Annotated in this window: 18 protein-coding genes; 4 read left to right on the forward strand and 14 right to left on the reverse strand. The window is 66.4% G+C overall.

The genetic code is table 11. The annotated features are described in order from the left end of the window. Genes PMI15_RS23875 through PMI15_RS01880 form a run of 3 tightly spaced genes read left to right on the forward strand, consistent with a single transcriptional unit; the run spans position 1 to position 3,027 of the window. A complete protein-coding gene (locus tag PMI15_RS23875) occupies positions 1–690 on the forward strand; it encodes a methyltransferase (protein WP_157214497.1) in 690 nt (229 codons plus the stop codon). Continuing rightward, positions 690–2,381 carry a transporter substrate-binding domain-containing protein gene (locus PMI15_RS23880; RefSeq protein WP_007863064.1) on the forward strand — a complete coding sequence of 564 codons (1,692 nt, stop codon included), beginning with the start codon at positions 690–692 and terminating at the stop codon, positions 2,379–2,381. The genes PMI15_RS23875 and PMI15_RS23880 overlap by 1 nt, the downstream gene beginning before the upstream one ends. Beyond that, positions 2,374–3,027, forward strand: a complete 654-nt coding sequence (locus PMI15_RS01880; RefSeq protein ID WP_007863066.1) for a hypothetical protein — start codon at positions 2,374–2,376, stop codon at positions 3,025–3,027. Before PMI15_RS23880 ends, PMI15_RS01880 begins: the two co-directional genes overlap by 8 nt. 23 nt (positions 3,028–3,050) lie before the next feature. Here PMI15_RS01880 and PMI15_RS01885 read toward each other — a convergent pair whose 3' ends face one another. The 12 genes from PMI15_RS01885 to gabT form a co-directional block, all read right to left on the reverse strand. Beyond that, positions 3,051–3,482, reverse strand: coding sequence for a DsrE family protein (locus PMI15_RS01885; protein WP_007863068.1), 432 nt, complete (start codon positions 3,480–3,482; stop codon positions 3,051–3,053). Positions 3,483–3,591: 109 nt separating this feature from the next. Beyond that, positions 3,592–5,166, reverse strand: a complete 1,575-nt coding sequence (locus tag PMI15_RS01890) for a tripartite tricarboxylate transporter permease (protein WP_007863069.1) — start codon at positions 5,164–5,166, stop codon at positions 3,592–3,594. A 1-nt stretch (position 5,167) separates the two neighbouring features. Then, a complete protein-coding gene (locus tag PMI15_RS01895) occupies positions 5,168–5,596 on the reverse strand; it encodes a tripartite tricarboxylate transporter TctB family protein (RefSeq protein ID WP_007863071.1) in 429 nt (142 codons plus the stop codon). A gap of 244 nt (positions 5,597–5,840) precedes the next feature. Then, positions 5,841–7,358, reverse strand: a complete 1,518-nt coding sequence (locus PMI15_RS01900) for a sensor histidine kinase (RefSeq protein ID WP_007863073.1) — start codon at positions 7,356–7,358, stop codon at positions 5,841–5,843. Then, positions 7,339–8,040 (reverse strand): response regulator, encoded by a 702-nt coding sequence (locus PMI15_RS01905; RefSeq protein WP_007863075.1) that lies wholly within the window; start codon positions 8,038–8,040, stop codon positions 7,339–7,341. Before PMI15_RS01905 ends, PMI15_RS01900 begins: the two co-directional genes overlap by 20 nt. Before the next feature lie 29 nt (positions 8,041–8,069). Next, positions 8,070–9,548: an NAD-dependent succinate-semialdehyde dehydrogenase gene (locus tag PMI15_RS01910; RefSeq protein WP_007863077.1), complete on the reverse strand. Its 1,479-nt coding sequence runs from the start codon at positions 9,546–9,548 to the stop codon at positions 8,070–8,072. A 162-nt stretch (positions 9,549–9,710) separates the two neighbouring features. Further along, the gene (locus PMI15_RS01915) at positions 9,711–10,826 is read right to left on the reverse strand and encodes an ABC transporter substrate-binding protein (protein WP_007863078.1); all 1,116 of its coding nucleotides are present in this window, start codon (positions 10,824–10,826) and stop codon (positions 9,711–9,713) included. A gap of 33 nt (positions 10,827–10,859) precedes the next feature. Beyond that, positions 10,860–11,687, reverse strand: a complete 828-nt coding sequence (locus PMI15_RS01920; RefSeq protein ID WP_007863080.1) for an ABC transporter permease — start codon at positions 11,685–11,687, stop codon at positions 10,860–10,862. A 61-nt stretch (positions 11,688–11,748) separates the two neighbouring features. After that, entirely contained in the window at positions 11,749–13,002 is a 1,254-nt protein-coding gene (locus tag PMI15_RS01925) for an ABC transporter permease (protein ID WP_007863082.1), read from the reverse strand. 19 nt (positions 13,003–13,021) lie between these two features. After that, positions 13,022–14,050 (reverse strand): ABC transporter substrate-binding protein, encoded by a 1,029-nt coding sequence (locus PMI15_RS01930; protein WP_036837155.1) that lies wholly within the window; start codon positions 14,048–14,050, stop codon positions 13,022–13,024. A gap of 95 nt (positions 14,051–14,145) precedes the next feature. Then, positions 14,146–15,231 (reverse strand): ABC transporter ATP-binding protein, encoded by a 1,086-nt coding sequence (locus tag PMI15_RS01935; protein ID WP_007863085.1) that lies wholly within the window; start codon positions 15,229–15,231, stop codon positions 14,146–14,148. A gap of 36 nt (positions 15,232–15,267) precedes the next feature. Continuing rightward, positions 15,268–16,560 carry a 4-aminobutyrate--2-oxoglutarate transaminase gene (gabT, locus tag PMI15_RS01940; RefSeq protein WP_007863086.1) on the reverse strand — a complete coding sequence of 431 codons (1,293 nt, stop codon included), beginning with the start codon at positions 16,558–16,560 and terminating at the stop codon, positions 15,268–15,270. Between the two features lie 182 nt (positions 16,561–16,742). On the opposite strand from gabT, the gene PMI15_RS01945 reads away from it, so the two are divergent. Beyond that, the gene (locus tag PMI15_RS01945) at positions 16,743–18,158 is read left to right on the forward strand and encodes a PLP-dependent aminotransferase family protein (protein WP_007863087.1); all 1,416 of its coding nucleotides are present in this window, start codon (positions 16,743–16,745) and stop codon (positions 18,156–18,158) included. A gap of 8 nt (positions 18,159–18,166) precedes the next feature. Here the strand turns inward: PMI15_RS01945 and PMI15_RS01950 are convergent, their stop codons facing one another. Then, positions 18,167–18,835 (reverse strand): GntR family transcriptional regulator, encoded by a 669-nt coding sequence (locus tag PMI15_RS01950; RefSeq protein WP_139200906.1) that lies wholly within the window; start codon positions 18,833–18,835, stop codon positions 18,167–18,169. Continuing rightward, the coding region (locus PMI15_RS01955) for a branched-chain amino acid ABC transporter permease (RefSeq protein WP_051001895.1) at positions 18,798–19,512 on the reverse strand (715 nt) is incomplete at its 5' end. The genes PMI15_RS01955 and PMI15_RS01950, both read right to left, overlap by 38 nt.

Raw genomic sequence — 19,512 nt, forward strand, 5'->3', positions numbered from 1 at the left:
TTGAACGACCACAACTTATTCAGTCCGAGCGAGTACACCGCCGCCTTGCTGCTTTACCTGCGCAAGCACCCGGCGCGCGTGCTGTCGTCCCGGGCGCTTGAGATGGGACCGGGCAGCGGCGTGGTGATGGCGACCTTGCTGGCGCTGGGGGCGCAGAGCGCTGTCGGCATTGAACTCGAGGCCCTGGCCGTCCAGGCGACGCAAGGGCTGCTGGACCAGGAGGGCCTGCGGGCCAGGGCCAGCCTGGTCCAGGGCGACATGTGGTCGGCCTGCGGGAACGACTGCTTTGACCTGGTGGTCACCAACCTGCCGCAGTTCGCGGCCGAGCACATCGAAGGCGACGGCCGCCTGCCGAGCTGGAGCGCCGGCGGCATAGACGGCCGCCGCAGCGTGGACCCGTTTTTGCAGGGCCTGGGCCGCCACCTGGCGCCGGGCGGCCTGGCCGTGATGACGCACAACGTGTTTCTTGATTTCAGCAAGACCGAGGCCATGGCCGATGCGCTGGGCTTGCGGGCCCGCATCGCTTACTGCGCTTCGGCGCCTTTGCCCGCGTACAAGCTCGCCTGCCTGAGCCCGCAGGTGCGGGCGCGTTTTGAAGGGCGGGGCATCCACAGGATGGGCGGCTACTGGTTTGTCGACTTCGACCTGGTGGAAATCAGCTGGAAGCATGATGAGCATGAGGACGCTTGATGGCGATTCGCAGCGCGGATAACAGCGGCCCTGCCATGCGAGCCGGGGTGCTGCTGCGCCGCCTGCTGGTCCTGGGCCTGGCGCTGCTGCTGAGCTTGGGCGCCGCCGGCCAGGATGCGCGCCAGCCGCAACTGTCGCCTGCGCCGCAGGCCGCCGCACAAAAAGCCAAAAAATGCGATGACGCGGTGGACGTGCTCGCGCGCGTGCTGTGCAGCAAAACCCTGAGGGTGGGGGTGCGCACCGGCTACCCGCCGTTCGCGTTCGAGGACGCCGCAGGCGCGCTGCAGGGTTTTGAAATCGAGCTGGCGCACCAGCTGGCGGGCTCGCTCGGTGTGGAGCCCGTGCTGGTGGTGGTCACGCCGGCCAATCGCCTGGCCTTGCTCGGTGAGGGCCGGGTCGACCTGGTCATCGCCACCATGGGCCACACCCTGCAGCGGGACCGCGAAGCGCTGTTTGTGCGGCCGCACTATTACCAGTCGCAAACCATTGTGCTGGGCCGCAAGGAGCTGCAAATCGGCGGCCTGGTCAAGCTGCGCGGCAACACCGTCTGCGTGACGGTGGGCAACAGCACCAATGCCGAACTGTCGGTCAACGGCGCGCGCCTCAAGCTGTTTGACAAAGCCTCCAGCCTGGTCGACGAGCTGCGCCTGGGCGGCTGCTCGCTGGTCGCGCAGGACGACAGTTTTTTCGCGTCCTACCTGCAGCAGCCCGCGTTTGCCGCGGCCTATGACAGCAAGTTCGGCTTTGCGCCGCTGCCCTGGGGCGTTGCCGTGGCGCGCGAGGGCGGCGAGCGCCTGGCCGACGTGCTGGCGCTTTCGATGCAGCAGCTGCACATCTCGGGTGCCCTGCAGGCCCTGGCCCGGAAACACGGGGTGGACTCGCCCTTTCTGGCGCAGCAGCGCAAGCTCTGGTCCAGCAGCACCTGTGCGCAGATCAGCGCCCTGAACGACCCGGCCTGCGTGAAGGCGCCGCTGGACAACCAGCTGCCGCCCACCTCCTTCGCGGCCAGGGTCGACCAGCTTGAACACTTCATCTACCAGGCCACCGGCACGCGGGTCACCCTGGCCATGTTCAAGACCTGGGTGGCGCTGGACCTTCTGCTGGAAGGTGTGTGGTTCTCCCTGCTGCTGGTGGCGGGTGCCGTCTTCGCGACCTGGGCTTTCGCGCTGGCCTTTGGTGCGGGCCTGACTTCGCACACGCCGTGGGTGCGCTGGTCCATGCGCTGCGTGCTCTGGCCCATGCAATCGACGCCGCTGATCCTGCTGATGATCCTGGCCGGTGCGGTGGTCGGCGCCATGGGCGCCACCTCACCGCTGGTGGCGCTGGCCGCGGCCGTGCTGGTGCTGGGCTTGTTCAACGGCAGCAATGCCGGGCAGGCCGTGGCCGAGGCCATGCTCACGCTGCGCGAGGAGCGCGCGCCGGCGCAGCCCGCGCTGAGCGCCGCGGTCTACCGGGCCCGGGCGCAGATGGTGGCTTTTGTCGTGAACGCCACCCGGGGCAGTCCGGCCGCGTCGGTAATGGGGGTGCCCGAACTGCTGGCGGCGCTGACCGACGTCGCGTCGTTTTCGAGCGAGCGCATCACCACCTACACTTTTTTGCTGATCTTCTACATGCTGCTGGTTGCCGTGGTGCACCGCCTGGCCGATGTCTGGCAGTCGCGCCTGGCCCTGAGTGGGGGCGCCTATGCTTGAGCTGCTGCCGCGCTTTTTGCCGGAGTTCCTGTCCGGCCTGGTGGTGAACTTCCAGATTGCGACCTGCGCCTTGCTGGGCGGCATGCTGCTGGGCGCGCCGCTGGCGGCCGCGCGCTTTCACAACGGCCTGGCCGCCACGCCGGCCGCCTGGCTGGTCGCACTGCTGCGAACCGTGCCCACCTTTGTCGTGATGTTCTTCCTGGTCAATGTGGTGCCGGGCTTTCACTTTGGCCAGCGGCAGTTCGCCATGACGCCCTGGCTGGCGGTGGTGCTTTCACTCACGCTGTATGCGGCGGCCTATGTGTCCGACCACGCGGTCGAGGCCATGCGCCAGCTGCGCAGCGGCTCGCCCGTCGCGGCCATGCTGTTTGTGATGGGCCTGGTGCGCGCCTTTTTTGTCATGGTGCTGTCCTCGGGTTTTGGCGCCGCCGTGGGTGTGGTCGAGGCCACCACCGTCACGCTGCGCGCCATCGAAACCCTGCCCAAGGCCGGCGACAGGCTGCTGCTGATCGCTCTGGTGATAGGGATCTTCACCGTCTGTTTCCAGCTGATCTACCACCTGATCAACCACTGGCGCGGCAAGCTGAACCAGCGCTTTCACCGGCCGGTGCAGGCGGCGCGGCTGGAAGGGGCTGAACAGCCTTGAGGTTTGTTTGCGGGCCTTAGGCTTTAAGGCCGCAGGTAAGCCCAGCCTTCGTGCTGCTTCTTCATGATCTCGGTCACGCCGGCGGGCACGTAGCTGATGCCGGCCAGCATGTCGTCCTTGGTGAGCTTCTGGGCGCGCATGGTGTTTTCGCAGGCGCTGACCTTGACGCCGGCTTTGGCGGCATCGGCGATGCGTGAACCCGTGGGGGATTCGAGCTTGAGCATGCCTATGCCGGGGCCGTAGGCGACGATCTCGATGTCGACATTGGCCGCGCCCACGTCGTCCTGCAGGTTTTTGGCGTTGTTGAGCGCCAGGTTCCATTTGGCCGGGTCGTTGTCGCTGACCTGGATCACGATGCCCTGGCGTTTCGAGCTTGTGGACTGGGCGAGGACCGCCGGCAGGAAGAGGGCAAAGGCCGCGGTGGCGCCGGCCTGGACGAAGAGTCTGCGGTTCATGTTGTAAGGTCTCCTCAAAGAGAGGCTTATTTCAACACAACGGCCGCATGAAACAAGCCCCCGGAACCGCCGCAAGGGCCGTTTCGGGGGCTTGTTGTGGGGGTGGGCCTTATTCGCCGGAAGCCAGCGACCCGGAGGTGGCCGCCGCCGCGACAGGCGTTGGGGCCTTGGCGCTCTGGCTCTCCGAATGGATGTGGTGGTCGGGCGACTTGATCAGCTTGCGGATAAACACCACCGTCTGCCACACGACCAGGATGCCGATGACGCTCAGCAGGGTGCCGCTGATGGGGCGGTTGACGAAGACGTTAAAGCTGCCGCGGCTCAGCAGCATGGCGCGGCGGAAGTTCTCCTCCAGCATGGGGCCCAGGATGAAGCCCAGCAGCAGCGGCGCGGCCTCCATGTCCAGGCGCAGGAACAGGTAGCCGATAAAGCCGAACACGGCGGTGGTGTAGATGTCGTCCAGGCTGTTGTTGATGCTGTAAGTGCCTATGCAGCAGAAGAACAGGATGGCCGGGAACAGCACGGTGTAGGGGATCTTGAAGACCGACAGCCAGTAGCGCACCAGGGGCACGTTGAGGACCAGCAGGAAGCAGTTGCCTATCCACATGCTGGCCACCAGGCCCCAGAACAGGTCGGGGTGGGTGGCGATCATGTTGGGGCCGGGCTGTATGCCTTTGACCACAAAGGCCGCCATCATCAGCGCCATGACGGCGTTCTCGGGAATGCCGATGGCCATCAGCGGGATGAAGCTGGTGCGCGCGGCGGCCTCGTCGGCGGCGGCCTGGCCGGCCACGCCTTCGATGCAGCCGGTGCCGATCTCGTGCTTGTACTTGCTGAGCTTTTTGTCGGCGGCATAGGCGGCGAACTGGGCGATGGTGGGGCCGCCGCCGGGCAGTATGCCCAGTACGGAGCCGATCACGCTGCCGCGCAGCGCGCTGGGGATGATGCGCTTGAACTCGGGCCAGGTGGGCATGAGCTTGATCTTGCCGTTAAAGGGCGTGAGCACGTTTTTGTTGTCGAGGTTTTTCACGACCTCGGCAATGCCGAAGCAGCCCAGCGCGATGCTGATCAGGCCTATGCCGTCCATCAGGAAGGGCAGGTTCATGGTGTAGCGCGCCACGCCGCTGTTGACGTCGGTGCCGACCATGCCCAGCAGCACGCCGACCATGGCCATGGCCAAGCCGTTGAGCAGGCTGCCGCTGCTGACAAAACTCACGCAGAAGAAACCCAGCAGCATCAGCGCGCAGTAATCGGCCGGCCCGAACAGGAAGCCGACTTCGCCCAGCGCGGGCGCCATGGTCGAGAGCACCACGATGGCGACCGTGCCGCCAATGAAGCTGGAGACGCCGGCGGTGAAGAGCGCCAGGCCGGTCTTGCCCTTGAGCGTCATCTGGTAGCCGTCTATGCAGGCCACGATGCTGCTGGCATGCGGGATCTTCATGGTGATGGCGCTCACGCTGTCGCCGTATTGCGCGCCGTAGTAGATGCCGGCCAGCATGATGAGGGCGCCGCCGGTGGGGATGGAGTAGGTCAGCGGCAGCAGCAGGCTGATGGTGGACAGGGGGCCCAGGCCGGGCAGCAGCCCGATCAGCGTGCCCACCGTGCAGCCCAGGGCGCAATACAGCAGGTTTTGCAGCGTCAGCGCGTGTTCGAAACCGAAGGCGAGGTTGTGCAGGACGTCCATATCAGTACAGCGGCAGGCTCAGGCCGAGAAATTGTTTGAAGGCAAAGGCCACGGCGATCAGCCCGATGGAGATCTTGACGTTGCGCACCAGCGAATACGAGGTGCCGGCCAGCGTGGAGCAGAACACCAGGAAGACGATGCCCAGGATCATGTTGACGAACTGGGAGATCACCGAGAAGCCGACCAGGCTCACCAGGATGATGGCGATGTTCTTGGCGCTGTAGTCCAGCGGCACGGGGTCGACAAAGTGCGAGCGCACCACGGTGAGCACGCCGATGACGAACAGGAAGGAGCTCACCAGCAGCGGGAACAGGCCGGGCCCGGAGCGGCTCAGCTCGCCCATGGTGTAGCTGAAGGACACCCCGCCAAAGACCAGGGCGATCGCCATGAGGCACAGGCCCCGTACAAAATTGCGGTTGTTGAAGTTCATCGTGGTGCGCTCCATGGCTGGGCCGCGAAGGGCCTTGTCGCAAACGGGGGGTGTGTCATCCGTGTCTCCTTGGGGTGGTGTCCCGGTCCCGGGCCGCTCGGGAAATGCGGCTTGGGGGCGTTCGGGCTGGAGGGGATGTTAGGAAGCGAGGCTTCCAATCGGCTTTCGTTTTGCGCGGCCGGGGCCAAAATACGTGTTATCACTAACGGGTGCGAGCCCCTCGCGGCCGCCCCGGCGCGGGCTTTCAGCGCTGCGGAACCGCCGCCAGCGGCAGGCGCAGGATGGCGCGCAGCCCGGTGCCTGTGGGCCCGTCGGCCAGCTCGATGTCGCCGCCGTTGCGCCTGGCATAGGCGCGCGCGATGGACAAGCCCAGGCCGGCTCCATGCGAGCCCTTTTCCGCCACCGAACCCGCCGAATGAAAGCGTTCGAACACTTCCGCGCGCCGCGCCTGGGCAATGCCGGGGCCGCTGTCGCGAACCTCGGCCAGCGCCATGCCGTCCCGGTTGCCCGCCATCACGGTGATCTGGCCGCCGGGCGGCGTGTAGACGATGGCGTTGTGCACCAGGTTGGAAAGCGCCTCGTGCAGCTCGGGCTCGCGGGCCAGCACCGGGACCGCGGGCGCCGGCGCATCGTCCGCCGCAGCCGTGTCCGCCGAATCCCCGCGGGCGTCGACCCAGCCGAGGTCGAGGTTTTTTTCATGGGCCAGCGCCAGGTGCTGCAGCACCACCTCGCGGGCGACGGCGTTGAGGTCGACGAGGGTCGGCATGCCGGCGGGCGGCGCGCTCTCGTTGGCGTGGGCCAGCGAGAGCAGCTGCTCGCACAGGCGCCGGCTGCGCGCGATCTGGGCGACCATGGCGCGCAGGGTGGTGTGAATCTGCCCGGTGTCCTTCTCGCGCAGCGCCACGCCGGCCTGGGTCAGCATGATGGCCAGCGGCGTGCGCAGCTGGTGCGAGGCATCGGCCAGGAACTGCGACTGCTGCTCCAGCAGCTCGCGGTAGCTGGCCAGGTGCTGGTTCAGGGCCTCGACCAGGGGCGCCACTTCATGCGGCACGCCGCTGGTGTCCAGCGGCTTGAGCTCGTCCCCCTTGCCTTGCAGCACCGACTTGCGCAGGCGCTCCAGCGGCTGCAGCGACCAGGTCACGCCCAGCCAGACCAGCAGCACCATCACCAGCACCATGCGCGCGTCGCGTATCAGTTCCTGCCGCAAGGTGGCGTCCTGCGCCCGGTCGCGCGGGACCGTGCTTTCGGCAACCTGGACCAGCAGGCTGAAGGGCCGGCCCTGCCCGTCAAGCACCTGGCTGCGCAGGGCCACCACACGCACCGGATGGCCCGCGTAGAAATCGTCGTACCAGACGGGCCGGACCCCGTCGGGGGAGTAGGGGTCCGGGTATGGCGGTGGCGGCCCGGGCAGGTCTGTGGCGCCCAGCAAGGTGGCCTCGGTCCTCCCGGCCTGTGTTTCGCCGTGATTTATCAACCCGACATGCAGGTATTTCTGCAAGGGGCCGGCGGTGGCGAACAGGGCTTGCACCCCGGCCGGCGCGTTGAGCTGCAGCGAGCCGTCCTGCGCCGGCGCCACGCTGCTTTGCAGCGCGTGCGCGGCCTCCAGCATGCTCTGGTCGTAGGCGTCCTGCACCTGGTTTCTGAGGGCGCGGTAGTCGTTCCAGCTGTCCAGGGCCAGCAGGCCCAGGATGGCCGGCAGCAGCAGCGTGAGCAGGCGCGCGCGTATGCCGAAGCGGTCGGGGTCAGTGCGCAGTATCTTCATGCGCGGTGTTTTCCGGCACGATGCGTTCCAGCATGTAGCCCAGGCCGCGCACGGTGACGATGCGCACGTCGCCGCCTTCGAGCTTGCGGCGCAGCCGGTGCAGCACCAGCTCGATGGCGTCGGGGCCGGCGTTGCTGTCGGCCGGGAAGACCTTGCCCGAGAGTTGCGATTTTTCCACCGGCGTGCCGCTGCGCGCCAGCAGCACGGCCAGGGCCGCGCTTTCGCGCGGCGTGAGCTGCAGCAGCGCGCCGCCCAGCGTGAAGGCGCGGCTGTCGTGCGGGCACGAGAGAGACCCGCACTGCAGCGGCGCGTGGGAACGGCCGCGGCTGCGCCGCACCAGCGCGGCGAGGCGGGCCTCGAGTTCCTCGAGGGCAAAAGGCTTGCTCAGGAAGTCGTCGGCCCCGACGTTCAGACCCCTGACCCGGTCCTGCAGCGAGCCCTGGGCGGTCAGCACCAGCACGGGCGTGCGGTTGCCGTCCTTGCGCAGCTCGGCCAGCAGCGCCAGCCCGTGTTTGTCGGGCAGGCGCAGGTCGAGCACCACGGCGTCATAGTCGTTGCCGGCCAGCAGCGACTCGGCGGTGGCCGCGTCGGGCGCATGGTCGGTCACAAAGCCGCTTTGCTTGAAGGCACGCAGCAGCCACGCCGCCATCTCGGCTTCGTCTTCGACAAGCAGCAGGCGCATAGCGGTGCCGGTGCGGGTTGGCGGTCGGTTTAGCGCTGGATGTCACCCAGGCACAGGTACTTCATCTCGAGGTACTCGTCCATGCCGTGGTGCGAGCCCTCGCGGCCCAGGCCCGACTGCTTGACGCCGCCGAAGGGCACGTGCTCGCTTGCGATCACGCCGACGTTGATGCCCACCATGCCGTATTCCAGCGCCTCGGCCACGCGGTAGATGCGGCCTATGTCGCGGCTGTAGAAGTAGCTGGCCAGGCCGAACTCGGTGTTGTTGGCCGCGTCAATCGCCTCCTGGTCCTTGTGGAAGCGGAACACCGGCGCGAAGGGACCGAAGGTTTCCTCCCGGGCGCACAGCATGTCGGCGGTGGCGTCGGAGACCACCGTGGGCTCGAAGAACTGGCCCTGGAGCTTGTGGCCGCCGGCCAGCAGCTTGCCGCCCTTGGCGAGGGCGTCGTCCACATGGCGCTGCACCTTCTCGACGGCGGCGTCCTCGATCAGCGGGCCTTGCACCACGCCGTCCTCAAAGCCGTTGCCGACCTTGAGCGCCTTGACCTTGGCGGCGAATTTGGCGACGAACTGGTCGTAGACGCCGTCCTGCACATAGATGCGGTTGGCGCAGACGCAGGTCTGGCCGGCGTTGCGGTATTTGCTGGCCATGGCGCCCTCGACGGCCGAATCCACGTCGGCATCGTCGAACACGATGAAGGGCGCGTTGCCGCCCAGCTCCAGCGCGAGCTTCTTGACGCTGGGCGCGCTTTGCGCCATCAGGATGCGGCCGACCTCGGTGGAGCCGGTGAAGCTGATGTGGCGTACCACCTCGCTGCTGCAGAACACCTTGCCCACGGCGATGCTGTTGGTGCTGTCGGCCGTCAGCACATTGAGCACGCCGGCCGGGATGCCGGCGCGCACGGCCAGCTCGGCCGCGGCCAGGGCCGTCAGCGGCGTGAGCTCGGCCGGCTTGATGACCACCGGGCAGCCGGCGGCCAGGGCCGGGGCAACCTTGCGGGTGATCATGGCCAGCGGGAAGTTCCAGGGCGTGATGGCGGCGCACACGCCGATCGGCTGCTTGATGACCATCAGGCGGCGGCTGTTGTCGAACTGCGGCAGGGTTTCGCCGTTGACGCGTTTGGCTTCTTCGGCAAACCACTCGACAAAACTCGCGCCGTAGGCGATCTCGCCCTTGGCCTCGGCAAAGGGCTTGCCCTGCTCGGCGGTCATGATGCGGCCCAGGTCCTCCTGGTTGGCCATCAGCAGCTGGAACCATTTGAGCAGGATGGCGTGGCGCTCCTTGCCGGTCTTGCTGCGCCAGGCGGGCCAGGCGGCGTTGGCCGCGGCGATGGCGGCTTCGGCGTCCTGAGGGCCCAGGTTGGCCACGTCGGCCAGCTTGCGGCCGGTGGCGGGGTCGTTCACGTCAAAACGGGCCTTGCCCGCGACCCACTGGCCGTTGACCAGCGCGTCGGTCTTGAACAGGCTGGGGTCTTTGAGCAGGGAAATGGGGGAAGTTTTCATGTCCATGAACGGGAGTCCTTAAAGCGGGAGGATGCTGGGGGAAGTGGGAGGGGAGAGAAGCCGTCGGGTGATTTTGACAGCTTTCGCAGGGGGAGAAGGACGGTGAGTTTGTATGCGACTTCGATAAAGGGTTTCAGTGCGAAAGGCGCGGATGCGGCACGCCGGCCGCTACTTGATGCGTTGGGCGAACTGCTTTTCCAGCGCCGCCCCGCCGGCCCTTGTCCAGAAGGCCGGGTCAAAGGCCAGCGAACGGCGCATGTTGCCGGGCGCCGACGGCAGGTCGCTGCCGGCCATGGACAGGTCCGTGACCGGCGCGCTGGCGGCGGGGCGGGCGCGGCCGGTGTCGTAGCGCAGGATGGCGTTGAAGTGCGTGGGGCCGTAGGGAATTTCACGCGAAAAGGCCAGCTGTGCTTCTTCCGAGGTGGCGAAACCGATGAAGGCGCGCGCCAGTTCCAGCCTCGGTGTGCCCTTGATGATGACCCAGTAGTCCAGCTCATACACGGCGTCCTGCCATGAGATGGCCAGCGGGCTGAGCCGCTCGCGGTTGGCCGCGGCGATGCGGCCGTTGAAAGCGGTGGACAGCGTGGTCTCACCGGAGGCCAGGCGCTGGGGCGGCTGTGAACCTGACTCCCACCAGACGATGTGGGGCTTGAGCTGCTCGAGCTTGGCGAGGGCACGCTTGACACCCGCCTCTGTGGCCAGCGTGGCGTACACGTCGCGGCGGTGCACGCCGTCGGCCATCAGCGCGATTTCCATGTTGTAGCGCGCGCCCTTGCGCAGGCCCCGCTTGCCGGGAAAGCGCTGCACGTCCCAGAAATCCTGCCAGCTGCGCGGAGCCTCCTTGAAGCGGCCCGGTTCGTAGGCCATCACGGTGGCCCACACAAAGGCGCCGACACCGCATTCCTGCACGGTGCCCGGCAGCAGCATGCCGGCGTGGGGAATGCTGCCGCGGTCTATGCGCTCGAACAGGCCCGCGTCGCATCCCGCCTTCAGGTCGGCGGACTCCACTTCAGCCACGTCCCAGTCGTTCCTGCGCTCGCTGACCATGGTGCGGATGGCCGAGAGTTCCCCGGAATACTCAACTCCCCGCGCTCCGGTTTTATAGGCCGCCTTGAAGGGCTGGATGAAAGCCGTCTCCTGCGCCTTGCCGTTGGCCCCGCCGAAGTTGGCGACGGTCAGTCCCTGTGCCGGTAGTTGAACGGGTGTCTGGGCCTGTGCGGACAGCATCAAGCCAAAGGCAGCCGCAAGCATGGGTATGAGCACGAGTGTACGGAGTGTTTTCATGGAGATAGTGCTTCGGTGTTCGAGGGCGAAGGCTCAGGCCCTGCGTCCGCGCAGCCACTCGAGCAGCAGCAGGAGGGAGGTGGTGAAAAGAATGAGAAGGGTGGCCACGGCGGCGATCGTCGGCGAGATGTTTTCCCGGATGCCGGTGAACATCTGCCGCGGCAGCGTGGCCTGGTCGGCGCCCGCCAGAAACAGGGTGACGACCACTTCGTCAAACGAGGTGGCGAAGGCGAACAGCGCCCCGGAGATCACCCCCGGCGCGATGACCGGCAGGGTGACCCGGAAAAATGTCCGCAAAGGCGTTTCACCCAGGCTCAGCGAAGCCCGCACCAGGTTGTGGTTAAAGCCCGCGAGCGTCGCCAGCACGGTGGTCAGCACGAAAGGCGTGCCGAGCGCGGCGTGAACGGCGATCAGGCCCAGGTAGCTGTCGGCGAGCCCGAGCGGCGCGAAGTAAAGGTAGGTGGCCACGCCTACCACCACGATGGGCACCACCATGGGCGCGATCAGGATCGCCATGAGCAGGTTCTTGAAACGGAAGTGCGTGCGCGACAGGCCCACCGCGGCCAGGGTGCCCAGCGAGGTGGCGATCAGCGTGGCCGCCGGCGCCACGATGAAGCTGTTTTTCGCGGCCCGGGCCCATTCGGGCGAGTCCAGCAGGTTGCGGTACCACTTCAGGGACCAGCCCGGGATGGGATAGGCCAGGAAGGAGCTGTCGGAAAAAGACAGCGGCACCATGACCAGGATGGGTGCCAGCAAAAAAGCCAGTATGGCGACGCAGGCCGCGCGCACCCCCCACCAGCCGGCTTTGTCGGCCAGGGTGGCATAGCGCGGAAAAGCGGGGCCGGTGATGATCTTGGGCATGGTCTGTGAAGGTCCTGGAGTTCTGCGTCGGGGAAAAGTGTCAGGCGTCAGGGGGCAGGCCTCAGCCCATGCTGAGTTCGGCCTTGCCGATGCGCCTGTAGACGCCGTAAAGCACCATGGTGGCCGTCAGCAGCAGCGCGCCCAGTGCGCAGGCCATGCCCCAGTTGATCTCCACGTTGGTGTAGCGCGCGATGTAATAACTCAGCATCTGGTCGTCCGCGCCGCCCAGCAGGGCGGGGGTCACGTAATAGCCGATGGAGAGGATGAACACCAGCAGCGCCCCGGCGCTGATGCCCGGGTAGGTTTGCGGCACATAGACGCGGATGAAGGCGGCCAGGGGCGCGCTGCCCAGCGAAACGGCGGCGCGCACATAGGTAGGAGGCACGTTTTTCATCACGCTGTAAAGCGGCAGGATCATGAAGGGCAGGAGGATGTGCACCATGGCGATCACCACGCCCGCGCGGTTGAACAGCAGCGGCAGGGGGCCGTCTATGAGGCCTATGCCCATCAGGCCGCGATTGACCAGGCCTTCGGACTGCAGCAGCACGATCCAGGCGGCCACCCGCACCAGGATCGACGTCCAGAAAGGCACCAGCACCAGGATCATCAGCAGGTTGGCCTTGCGCGCCGGCAGCGAGGCCAGCCACCAGGCCAGCGGATAGCCCAGCGCCAGGCAGAACACGGTGACGACAAAGCTGATCTGGAAGGTGCGAAGCAGGATGGGGCCGAAGGCCCGCTGCTCGGGCGGCATGCGTTCGACCTCACCCAGGCTGTCACGCCGCAGGTCCACCGAGGCCAGCAGGTAGTCGGGTGTCCAGCGGGAACCGTTTTTGGCGATGGCTTGCCAGAAGGGCGGTTCCGCCCATCGCGGATCGAGCTGGACCAGCCTGTCCCGTATTTCCTCGGCCGATCCCGTGACCGGCAAGGCGCGAAATGCGCCCATTACCAGGGAACGCGCGCCGGGGACTTCGGCGTTGAGCCTGCGCGCCAGCGCACCGGCGTCCGAGCTGTCGGAGAGGCGGCCCAGGTCTTCCACCAGGGCCGCGTAGCTTGCGGCGGAGGGCGGCGCCTGCGGATTCCAGCCCTTGAGGCTGTGGACCGTGCGAGGCAGCGCATTCACGACTTCGGGGTTTTCGACGGCACGCTGCAGCAGGGCCGCAATCGGAATCAGCAGGGTCAGCAGCAGGAACACCAGCAAGGGCACGGTCAGGGCGAATGCGCGCCATTTGCGCCGGGCATCGGCCCGCGACAGCGCCCGGCGCAGCGCGCGGGAGTCTTCGCCCGACAGGGCCGCCTTGCTGGTGAAACTGTTCATGCTGGCCTGCTTCCCGGGTTTATTGCGTGGCCCAGGCGGCGAAGCGTTTTTCCAGCGCCTCGCCCTGGTCGGCCCAGAAGCCTACGTTCATCTGGATCGCCTCTTTGGCGTTGGCCGGCGAGGTTGGTAGATCGTCCAGCACCTTTTTGTCCAGCTTGGCCAGGGCCTTGGTATTGACCGGGCCGTAGGCGATGTTCTGCGCGTACACGGCTTGCGTGGCGGGCTGGCTGGCGAAGGCGATGAATTTCATCGAGGCGTCCTTGTTGGGCGCGCCCTTGGGGATGACCCAGTAGTCCAGGTCGTAGATGCCGCCCGGCCAGTAGATCTTCAGGTTGCGGCCTTCGCGGTTGGCGGCGTCTATGCGGCCGTTGTAGACCGTGCTGAGGGCCACGTCGCCGGCCACCAGGAACTGGGCGGGCTGGGCGCCGGCTTCCCACCACTGGATGCTGGGCTTGAGTTCCGTCAGCTTGCGGAATGCGCGGTCCGCCCCTTCCTTGGTGGCCAGAACCTTGTAGACATCGGCGGGTTTGACGCCGTCGGCCATCAGCGCGAACTCTAGGTTGTAGCGGGCGCCCTTGCGCATGCCGCGCTTGCCGGGAATCTTTTTGACGTCCCAGAAGTCGGCCCAGCTGGCAGGGGCGGTCTTCACCTTGTCCGCATTCCAGGCCATCACGGTGGACCAGACAAAAACGCCCACGCCGCACTCGCTGACGGCGGCGGGAAGGAAGTCGGCCTTGGCGCCAATCTTGCTAAAGTCGATTTTTTCGAACAGGCCTTCGTCGCAGCCGCGCTGCACGTCGGGCGCCTCGACCTCGACCACGTCCCAGGTGACCTTTTTGGTCTCGACCATGGCCTTGATTTTGGCCTGCTCGCCGTTGTATTCGACAGCCACGACTTTGGTGCCCGCCTTTTCATAGGGCTCGTAATAGGCTTTTTTCTGCGCATTGGCATTGGCGCCGCCGAAGTTGACGACGGTGATCTGCTGCTGCGCGAACGCGGGCACGGCCAGGCAAGACGCCATGGCGATGGCGATGATGTTTTTGTTCATGGGGCTCTTCATGGTGCGACTTCCTCGGTGGTTGATAAAAGTTGAAAGCTAAAACTTGAAAGCGAAGATCGAAAACGGGTGAGAAAGAAAGGCTGCTATGCCGCGTAAATCCGCGTGAACGCGGCGGGAAACTCAAGATGCACGGCCTCTCCCGGCTGCGGCGGCGCCAGGCCGTCCAGCTGCGTCAGGGGTAGCTTGACTGTGGCCTCCGCCTGGCCGCTGCCGACCTCACACAGCAGCCGCAGGTGGTCGCCGAAATAGATGACGCGGGCCACGCGGGCCGGCAGTGTGCCGGCAACTGAAACAGGCGCCTGGCGATGCAGCACGATGCGCTCGGGCCGGACGTAGGCCTCAGCCTGCGCGCCCGCAGGCGCCTGGTTGACGTTGATCCCGTTGAGGAAGCGGCCGTCCGGCAGTTCGATGCCGGCCGTGGTTGCCTTGCCCTTGAGCACCGTGCTGTCGCCCACAAAGCCGGCCACAAAGCGGTTGGAGGGCGTTTCATACAGGGCTTCGACGGGGGCCAGCTGCTGGATCACGCCATCGTTGAACACCGCCACGCGGTCGCTCATCGTCAGCGCTTCGCCCTGGTCGTGCGTGACGTAGACAAATGTGACGCCCAGCTGCTTGTGCAGCTCCTTCAGTTCAATCTGCATGTGCTCGCGCAATTGCTTGTCGAGTGCACCCAGCGGTTCGTCCATCAGCACCAGCTGGGGCTCGAACACCAGCGCCCGCGCCAGGGCAACGCGTTGCTGCTGGCCGCCCGACAGCTGTCCAGGCAGGCGGTCGGACATGCCCGACAGGCGGACCATGTCGAGCGCCCGCTGCACGCGGCTGTCTTGTTCGCCCTTTGAAACCTTGCGCACGGTGAGCGGATAGGCCACGTTCTGTCCCACGGTGAGGTGTGGGAAGAGGGCGTAGTTCTGGAACACCATGCCGAAGTTGCGCTTGTGCGGCGGCGTGCCGGTGATGGGCGAGCCGCCGAGGAAAATTTCCCCGGCGGTCGGCGATTCAAAACCGGCCAGCATCATCAGCGTGGTGGTTTTGCCCGAGCCCGAGGGGCCGAGCAGGCTGAGGAATTCCCCCTGGCGGATGTCGAGGTCGAGCTGCTGCACGACAAGCTGCTCGCCATCGTAGGTTTTTTGCACGCCTGAAAAGCGCACCAGGACCTTGTTGTCGCTCATTGTCTGCTCATCGTTGTTTGCGGGCCGGCCATGCCGTCAGCGCACCGCGGCGAAGCTGTCGGCCAGGATCTTCAGGCCTTCATCCAGCAGCGCGTCGGAGGCTGTGAGGGGAACCAGGATCCGGATCACGTTGCCGTAAGTGCCGCAGGACAACAGGATCAGGCCGCGCCGCGCCGCTTCGGCCACCACGCGTCTGGTCAGCGCCGCGTCGGGGCGGGAAGGCGCTCCGTCCTCGCAGATCTCTATGGCCACCATGGCGCCCAGGCCGCGCACGTCGCCAATGGACTTTTCCGTTTCGGCGATGGCGCGCAGTCCTTTGAGAAGGTGGGCGCCCATGGACTTGCTGCGCTCCAGGAGCTTTTCTTTTTCGAAAACCTTGAGCACCGCCAGGGCGGCCGCGCAGCCCAGGGGGCTTCCCGCGTAGGTGCCGCCAAGCCCGCCGGGGCCGGGTGCGTCCATGACTTCGGCGCGGCCGACCAGGCCCGCGATGGGGAAGCCGCCCGCCATGGATTTGGCCAGGGCAATCAGGTCGGGTGCCACCGGCCACTGTTCGCTGGCGAACCAGGTGCCCGTGCGGCCCGCGCCGGTCTGGACCTCGTCGGCGATCAGCAGGATGCCGTGCCGGTCGGCCAGGGCCTTCAGCCGGCTGATGAATTCGGGCGGGGCGACGTAAAAGCCCCCTTCGCCCTGCACCGGTTCAATGATGAAGGCCGCCACGCGTTCGGGTTCAACGTCGTTTTTGAGGATCTGCTCGACCGAGTGCAGCGCCTGGTCCACGCTCACGCCGTGCAGGGCGTTGGGGAATTCGGCATGGAACACCTCACCGGGGAAGGGGCCGAAGCCCAGCTTGTAGGGCGCGACCTTGCCGGTCATGCCCAGGGTCATGTTGGTACGGCCGTGGTAGCCGCCCGTGAAGGCGACGACGCCGGGGCGCCTGGTATAGGCCCGGGCCACCTTGACCGCGTTCTCGACCGCTTCGGCGCCGGTGGTCAGCAGCAGGGTCTTTTTGGCGAAATGGCCGGGCGCCAGGGCGTTGAGCTTTTCCGCCAGCTCCACATAAGGTTCATAGGCGACCACCTGGAAGCAGGTATGGGTGTAGAGGTCGAGCTGGGCCTTGACCGCGGCGATGACTTCGGGGTGCAGGTGGCCGGTGTTGAGCACGGCGATGCCGCCGGCGAAGTCGATGTAGCGGCGGCCTTCGACGTCCCACAGTTCGGCGTCTTTCGCCCGTCCGGCAAAAATCTCGTGTGCCTGGCCCACGCCGCGTGTCACGGCGGCTTGGCGGCGCGCCATCAGGGCGGCGTTGCTGGTAGTCTGGTTTGGCTGCATGTGAAGGTGTTTTCAGGTTTCGGGTGAAGGGACGGGTGGACTGTAGAAGCCCGCGACCGGCCCGTCCATGTACACCTTTGCGTGCTTTTCAACACACTGTGCGGGTCTAGAATCCTGTACATGGATTCCCCAACCCGGTGCATGAGGATTGCGATGCACAATCTGCCTTTTTTGGTTTTTTGATGCTCACACTGCGCCCGGAACTACAGACGCCCCTGGTGAGCCAGATCGTTGACGGCCTGCGTGGGATGATTGCCGGGCAGGCGCTGAAACCGGGCGTCAAGCTGCCTTCCATCCGCGGTTTTGCCGCCATGCACGGCGTCAGCGTCTTCACGGTGGTGGAAGCCTACGATCGCCTGGTGGCCCAGGGATGGCTTGTTTCCCGGGCCAATGCCGGGTTTTTCGTCAAGCGCCGGGGCGACGAGGGGGCATCGGGCGCGCCCTATGCGCAGCCGCCCCAGCCGAAATTTGATGCGCGCTGGTACCTCAAGCAGATCTTCGAAAACCGCAACCTGCCGATGAAACCCGGCTGCGGCTGGCTGCCCCACGATTTCCTGTTCGGGGACGCGCTGCGCCGCAGCATGCGGCAGCTGTCGGTGGACGGCTCCTCGCTGGAGGGTTACGGCCTGCCCCATGGGCATATGGCGCTGCGCATGGTCATCGCGGAGGCCCTGGCCGAAAACCAGATACCGGTTGAGGTGAACCAGGTGCTGCTGACCCAGGGCTCCAGCCAGGCGCTGGACCTGGTCGCCCGGCAACTCCTCAAGCCCGGCGACACGGTGCTGGTGGACAACCCGGGTTATCCCAACCTGATGTTCATGCTGCGTTTCCTGGGCGCCAATCTGGTGGGTGTGCCGCGCACTCCCACGGGCTACGACCTCGCCGCGCTGGAGGCGCTGCTGCTTGAGCACAAGCCCAAGGCCTTTTTCACGCAGCCCCGCCTGCAAAGCCCGACCTGCTCCATCGCCTCGGCGGCCCATCTGCACCGCTTGCTGCAACTGGCCGAGGCGCATGACTTCATGCTGGTGGAAAACGACATTTACGCCGACATGGACCCGACCTCACGGTCCACGCTGGCCAGCCTGGACCAGCTGCGCCGCGTGGTGTACATCGGCAGCTTTTCCAAAACCATTTCCCCGAACCTGCGCGTGGGCTACCTGCTGGCGCGAGGCGAGCTGATTGAAGACCTGGCCCAGCTCAAGATGATTTCCGGGCTGACGTCCTCGGACATCGCCGAGCGGCTGACGTTCGGGGTGGTCACCGACGGCCGCTGGCGCAAGCACCTCAAGTCGCTTCGGGAAAAGCTGGCCCTGGCGCATCGCAAGACCGAAAAGAATCTAAGCAGCCTGGGATTCGAGCTTTTCCATGAGCCGGGGGCCGGCATGTACCTGTGGGCCCGGCATCCGGACCTTCCGGACGGCGCCGTGCTGTCCAAGGAGGCCACGCCCGAGGGCATCATGCTCGGCCCGGGGCAGCTGTTTCTGCTGGAGCCCCACCCCACGGGCTGGCTGCGCTTTAACGTGGCTTTCAGTGACGATGAGCGCATATGGCGCTTTCTGGCCCAGCGCATTGAGCTGGGCCGGCAAGCCGCCCAGTAGCGGCTTGGTCAGATCTCGATGACGCGGCGGGCAAAGCCCTCAAGATAGTCCATGAGCTTGTTGGCGCCCAGCACCGCGGCGGCCTCGTCGCCCGTGGCGATGCCCTGGGCCAGTTCCATGTGAAAACGCGCGCCTTCGGCGATCTCGCCCTCGTGCTGGTAGGCGTACCAGAAGCGGCGGCACTGCACGATCAGCGGCACCACGCTCTTGACGGCCGAGCTGTTGCGGCAGGCCTCGTGGTTGACCAGGTCCAGCTCGTGGTCGGCCGCCATATAGGCCTCGAGGTTGGCGCGCTCGGCGGCCTTGACCATCTTGGCCGCGCAGCCGACGATGGCCTTGCGCTGGGCCGCCGTGGCGCGGCGCGCCGAGCACGCGGCGATCACGCCTTCGAGCACGCGCCGTGTGAGGATCACGTCCAGGTGGTCGGCCAGGTCGATGTTGGAGACCAGCAGGCCGCGCCGGGGCTGCTGCACGATCAGGCCTATGGAGACCATGCGCAGCAGCGCCTCGCGCACCGGGGTGCGGCCCAGTTGGGTGCGCTGGGCCAGGTCGGCCTCGACCACGGGCGCCCCGGGCTGCAGTTGCAAGGTGGCGATCATGGCTTCGATCGCGTCGTAGGCGACGTCGGCGGCCCGGCGCTTAAGGGGTGTTGGCTGTGCGGTCGTGGACAGGGACATGGTGTTGTTGGGCATCTCGGCGTTGCAACAGGGCCTGCCATTCGCCGACCAGGCCGCGCCGGAAGAACGATACACAGACGATGAAGGTCAGGCCTATGAGCACGGTCACCACGCCGCCCAGGGCGGCGAGGTGGTTCTGCAGGCTGACCACCAGTGTGGAGCCTACCACGGGCCCCCAGCTGGTGCCTAGCCCTCCGAGCAGCGTCATCAGCAGCACTTCGGTCGAGGTGCTCAGCATCACGTCGTTGAGTGCCGACAGCTGCAGCACCAGCGCCTTGAGCGAGCCGGCCAGCCCGGCCAGCGCGGCCGACAGCATGAAGGCGTAAAGCTTGCAGCGGTCGGTGTCGTAGCCCAGCGAGACGGCGCGCGGCGCATTGTCGCGCAGCGCCTTGAGCGCCTGGCCGAAGGGCGAGTGCACGATGCGGTGTATCGCCAGGAAGGCCGCGACGAACACCGCCAGCGTGAAGTAATACATGTTGTTGTCCACCGAGAGGTCGACCAGGCCCAGCAGCTTGCCGCGCGGGATGCCCTGCATGCCGTCCTCGCCGCCGGTCCAGGGGATCTGCACCGCCAGGAAGTAGGCCACCTGCGAGAGCGCCAGGGTGATCATCGCGAAGTAGATGCCGGTGCGGCGTATCGCCAGCGTGCCTATCAGCCAGCCTATGGCGGTGGCCACC

It is taken from the genome of Polaromonas sp. CF318 (assembly GCF_000282655.1).
Lineage (GTDB): Bacteria > Pseudomonadota > Gammaproteobacteria > Burkholderiales > Burkholderiaceae_C > Polaromonas.

What these genes read in the sequence shown, in the direction of transcription:
- PMI15_RS01895 (WP_007863071.1), bottom strand. Translation starts at nt 5,596, where the DNA reads ATGAACTTCAACAACCGCAATTTTGTACGGGGCCTGTGCCTCATGGCG.
- PMI15_RS01925 (WP_007863082.1), bottom strand. Translation starts at nt 13,002, where the DNA reads ATGAACAGTTTCACCAGCAAGGCGGCCCTGTCGGGCGAAGACTCCCGC.
- PMI15_RS01935 (WP_007863085.1), bottom strand. Translation starts at nt 15,231, where the DNA reads ATGAGCGACAACAAGGTCCTGGTGCGCTTTTCAGGCGTGCAAAAAACC.
- PMI15_RS01910 (WP_007863077.1), bottom strand. Translation starts at nt 9,548, where the DNA reads ATGGACATGAAAACTTCCCCCATTTCCCTGCTCAAAGACCCCAGCCTG.
- PMI15_RS01900 (WP_007863073.1), bottom strand. Translation starts at nt 7,358, where the DNA reads ATGAAGATACTGCGCACTGACCCCGACCGCTTCGGCATACGCGCGCGC.
- PMI15_RS01920 (WP_007863080.1), bottom strand. Translation starts at nt 11,687, where the DNA reads ATGCCCAAGATCATCACCGGCCCCGCTTTTCCGCGCTATGCCACCCTG.
- PMI15_RS01945 (WP_007863087.1), top strand. Translation starts at nt 16,743, where the DNA reads ATGCTCACACTGCGCCCGGAACTACAGACGCCCCTGGTGAGCCAGATC.
- PMI15_RS23880 (WP_007863064.1), top strand. Translation starts at nt 690, where the DNA reads ATGGCGATTCGCAGCGCGGATAACAGCGGCCCTGCCATGCGAGCCGGG.
- PMI15_RS01950 (WP_139200906.1), bottom strand. Translation starts at nt 18,835, where the DNA reads ATGTCCCTGTCCACGACCGCACAGCCAACACCCCTTAAGCGCCGGGCC.
- PMI15_RS01885 (WP_007863068.1), bottom strand. Translation starts at nt 3,482, where the DNA reads ATGAACCGCAGACTCTTCGTCCAGGCCGGCGCCACCGCGGCCTTTGCC.
- PMI15_RS01890 (WP_007863069.1), bottom strand. Translation starts at nt 5,166, where the DNA reads ATGGACGTCCTGCACAACCTCGCCTTCGGTTTCGAACACGCGCTGACG.
- PMI15_RS01930 (WP_036837155.1), bottom strand. Translation starts at nt 14,050, where the DNA reads ATGAACAAAAACATCATCGCCATCGCCATGGCGTCTTGCCTGGCCGTG.
- PMI15_RS01880 (WP_007863066.1), top strand. Translation starts at nt 2,374, where the DNA reads ATGCTTGAGCTGCTGCCGCGCTTTTTGCCGGAGTTCCTGTCCGGCCTG.
- PMI15_RS01905 (WP_007863075.1), bottom strand. Translation starts at nt 8,040, where the DNA reads ATGCGCCTGCTGCTTGTCGAAGACGAAGCCGAGATGGCGGCGTGGCTG.
- PMI15_RS01915 (WP_007863078.1), bottom strand. Translation starts at nt 10,826, where the DNA reads ATGAAAACACTCCGTACACTCGTGCTCATACCCATGCTTGCGGCTGCC.
- gabT (WP_007863086.1), bottom strand. Translation starts at nt 16,560, where the DNA reads ATGCAGCCAAACCAGACTACCAGCAACGCCGCCCTGATGGCGCGCCGC.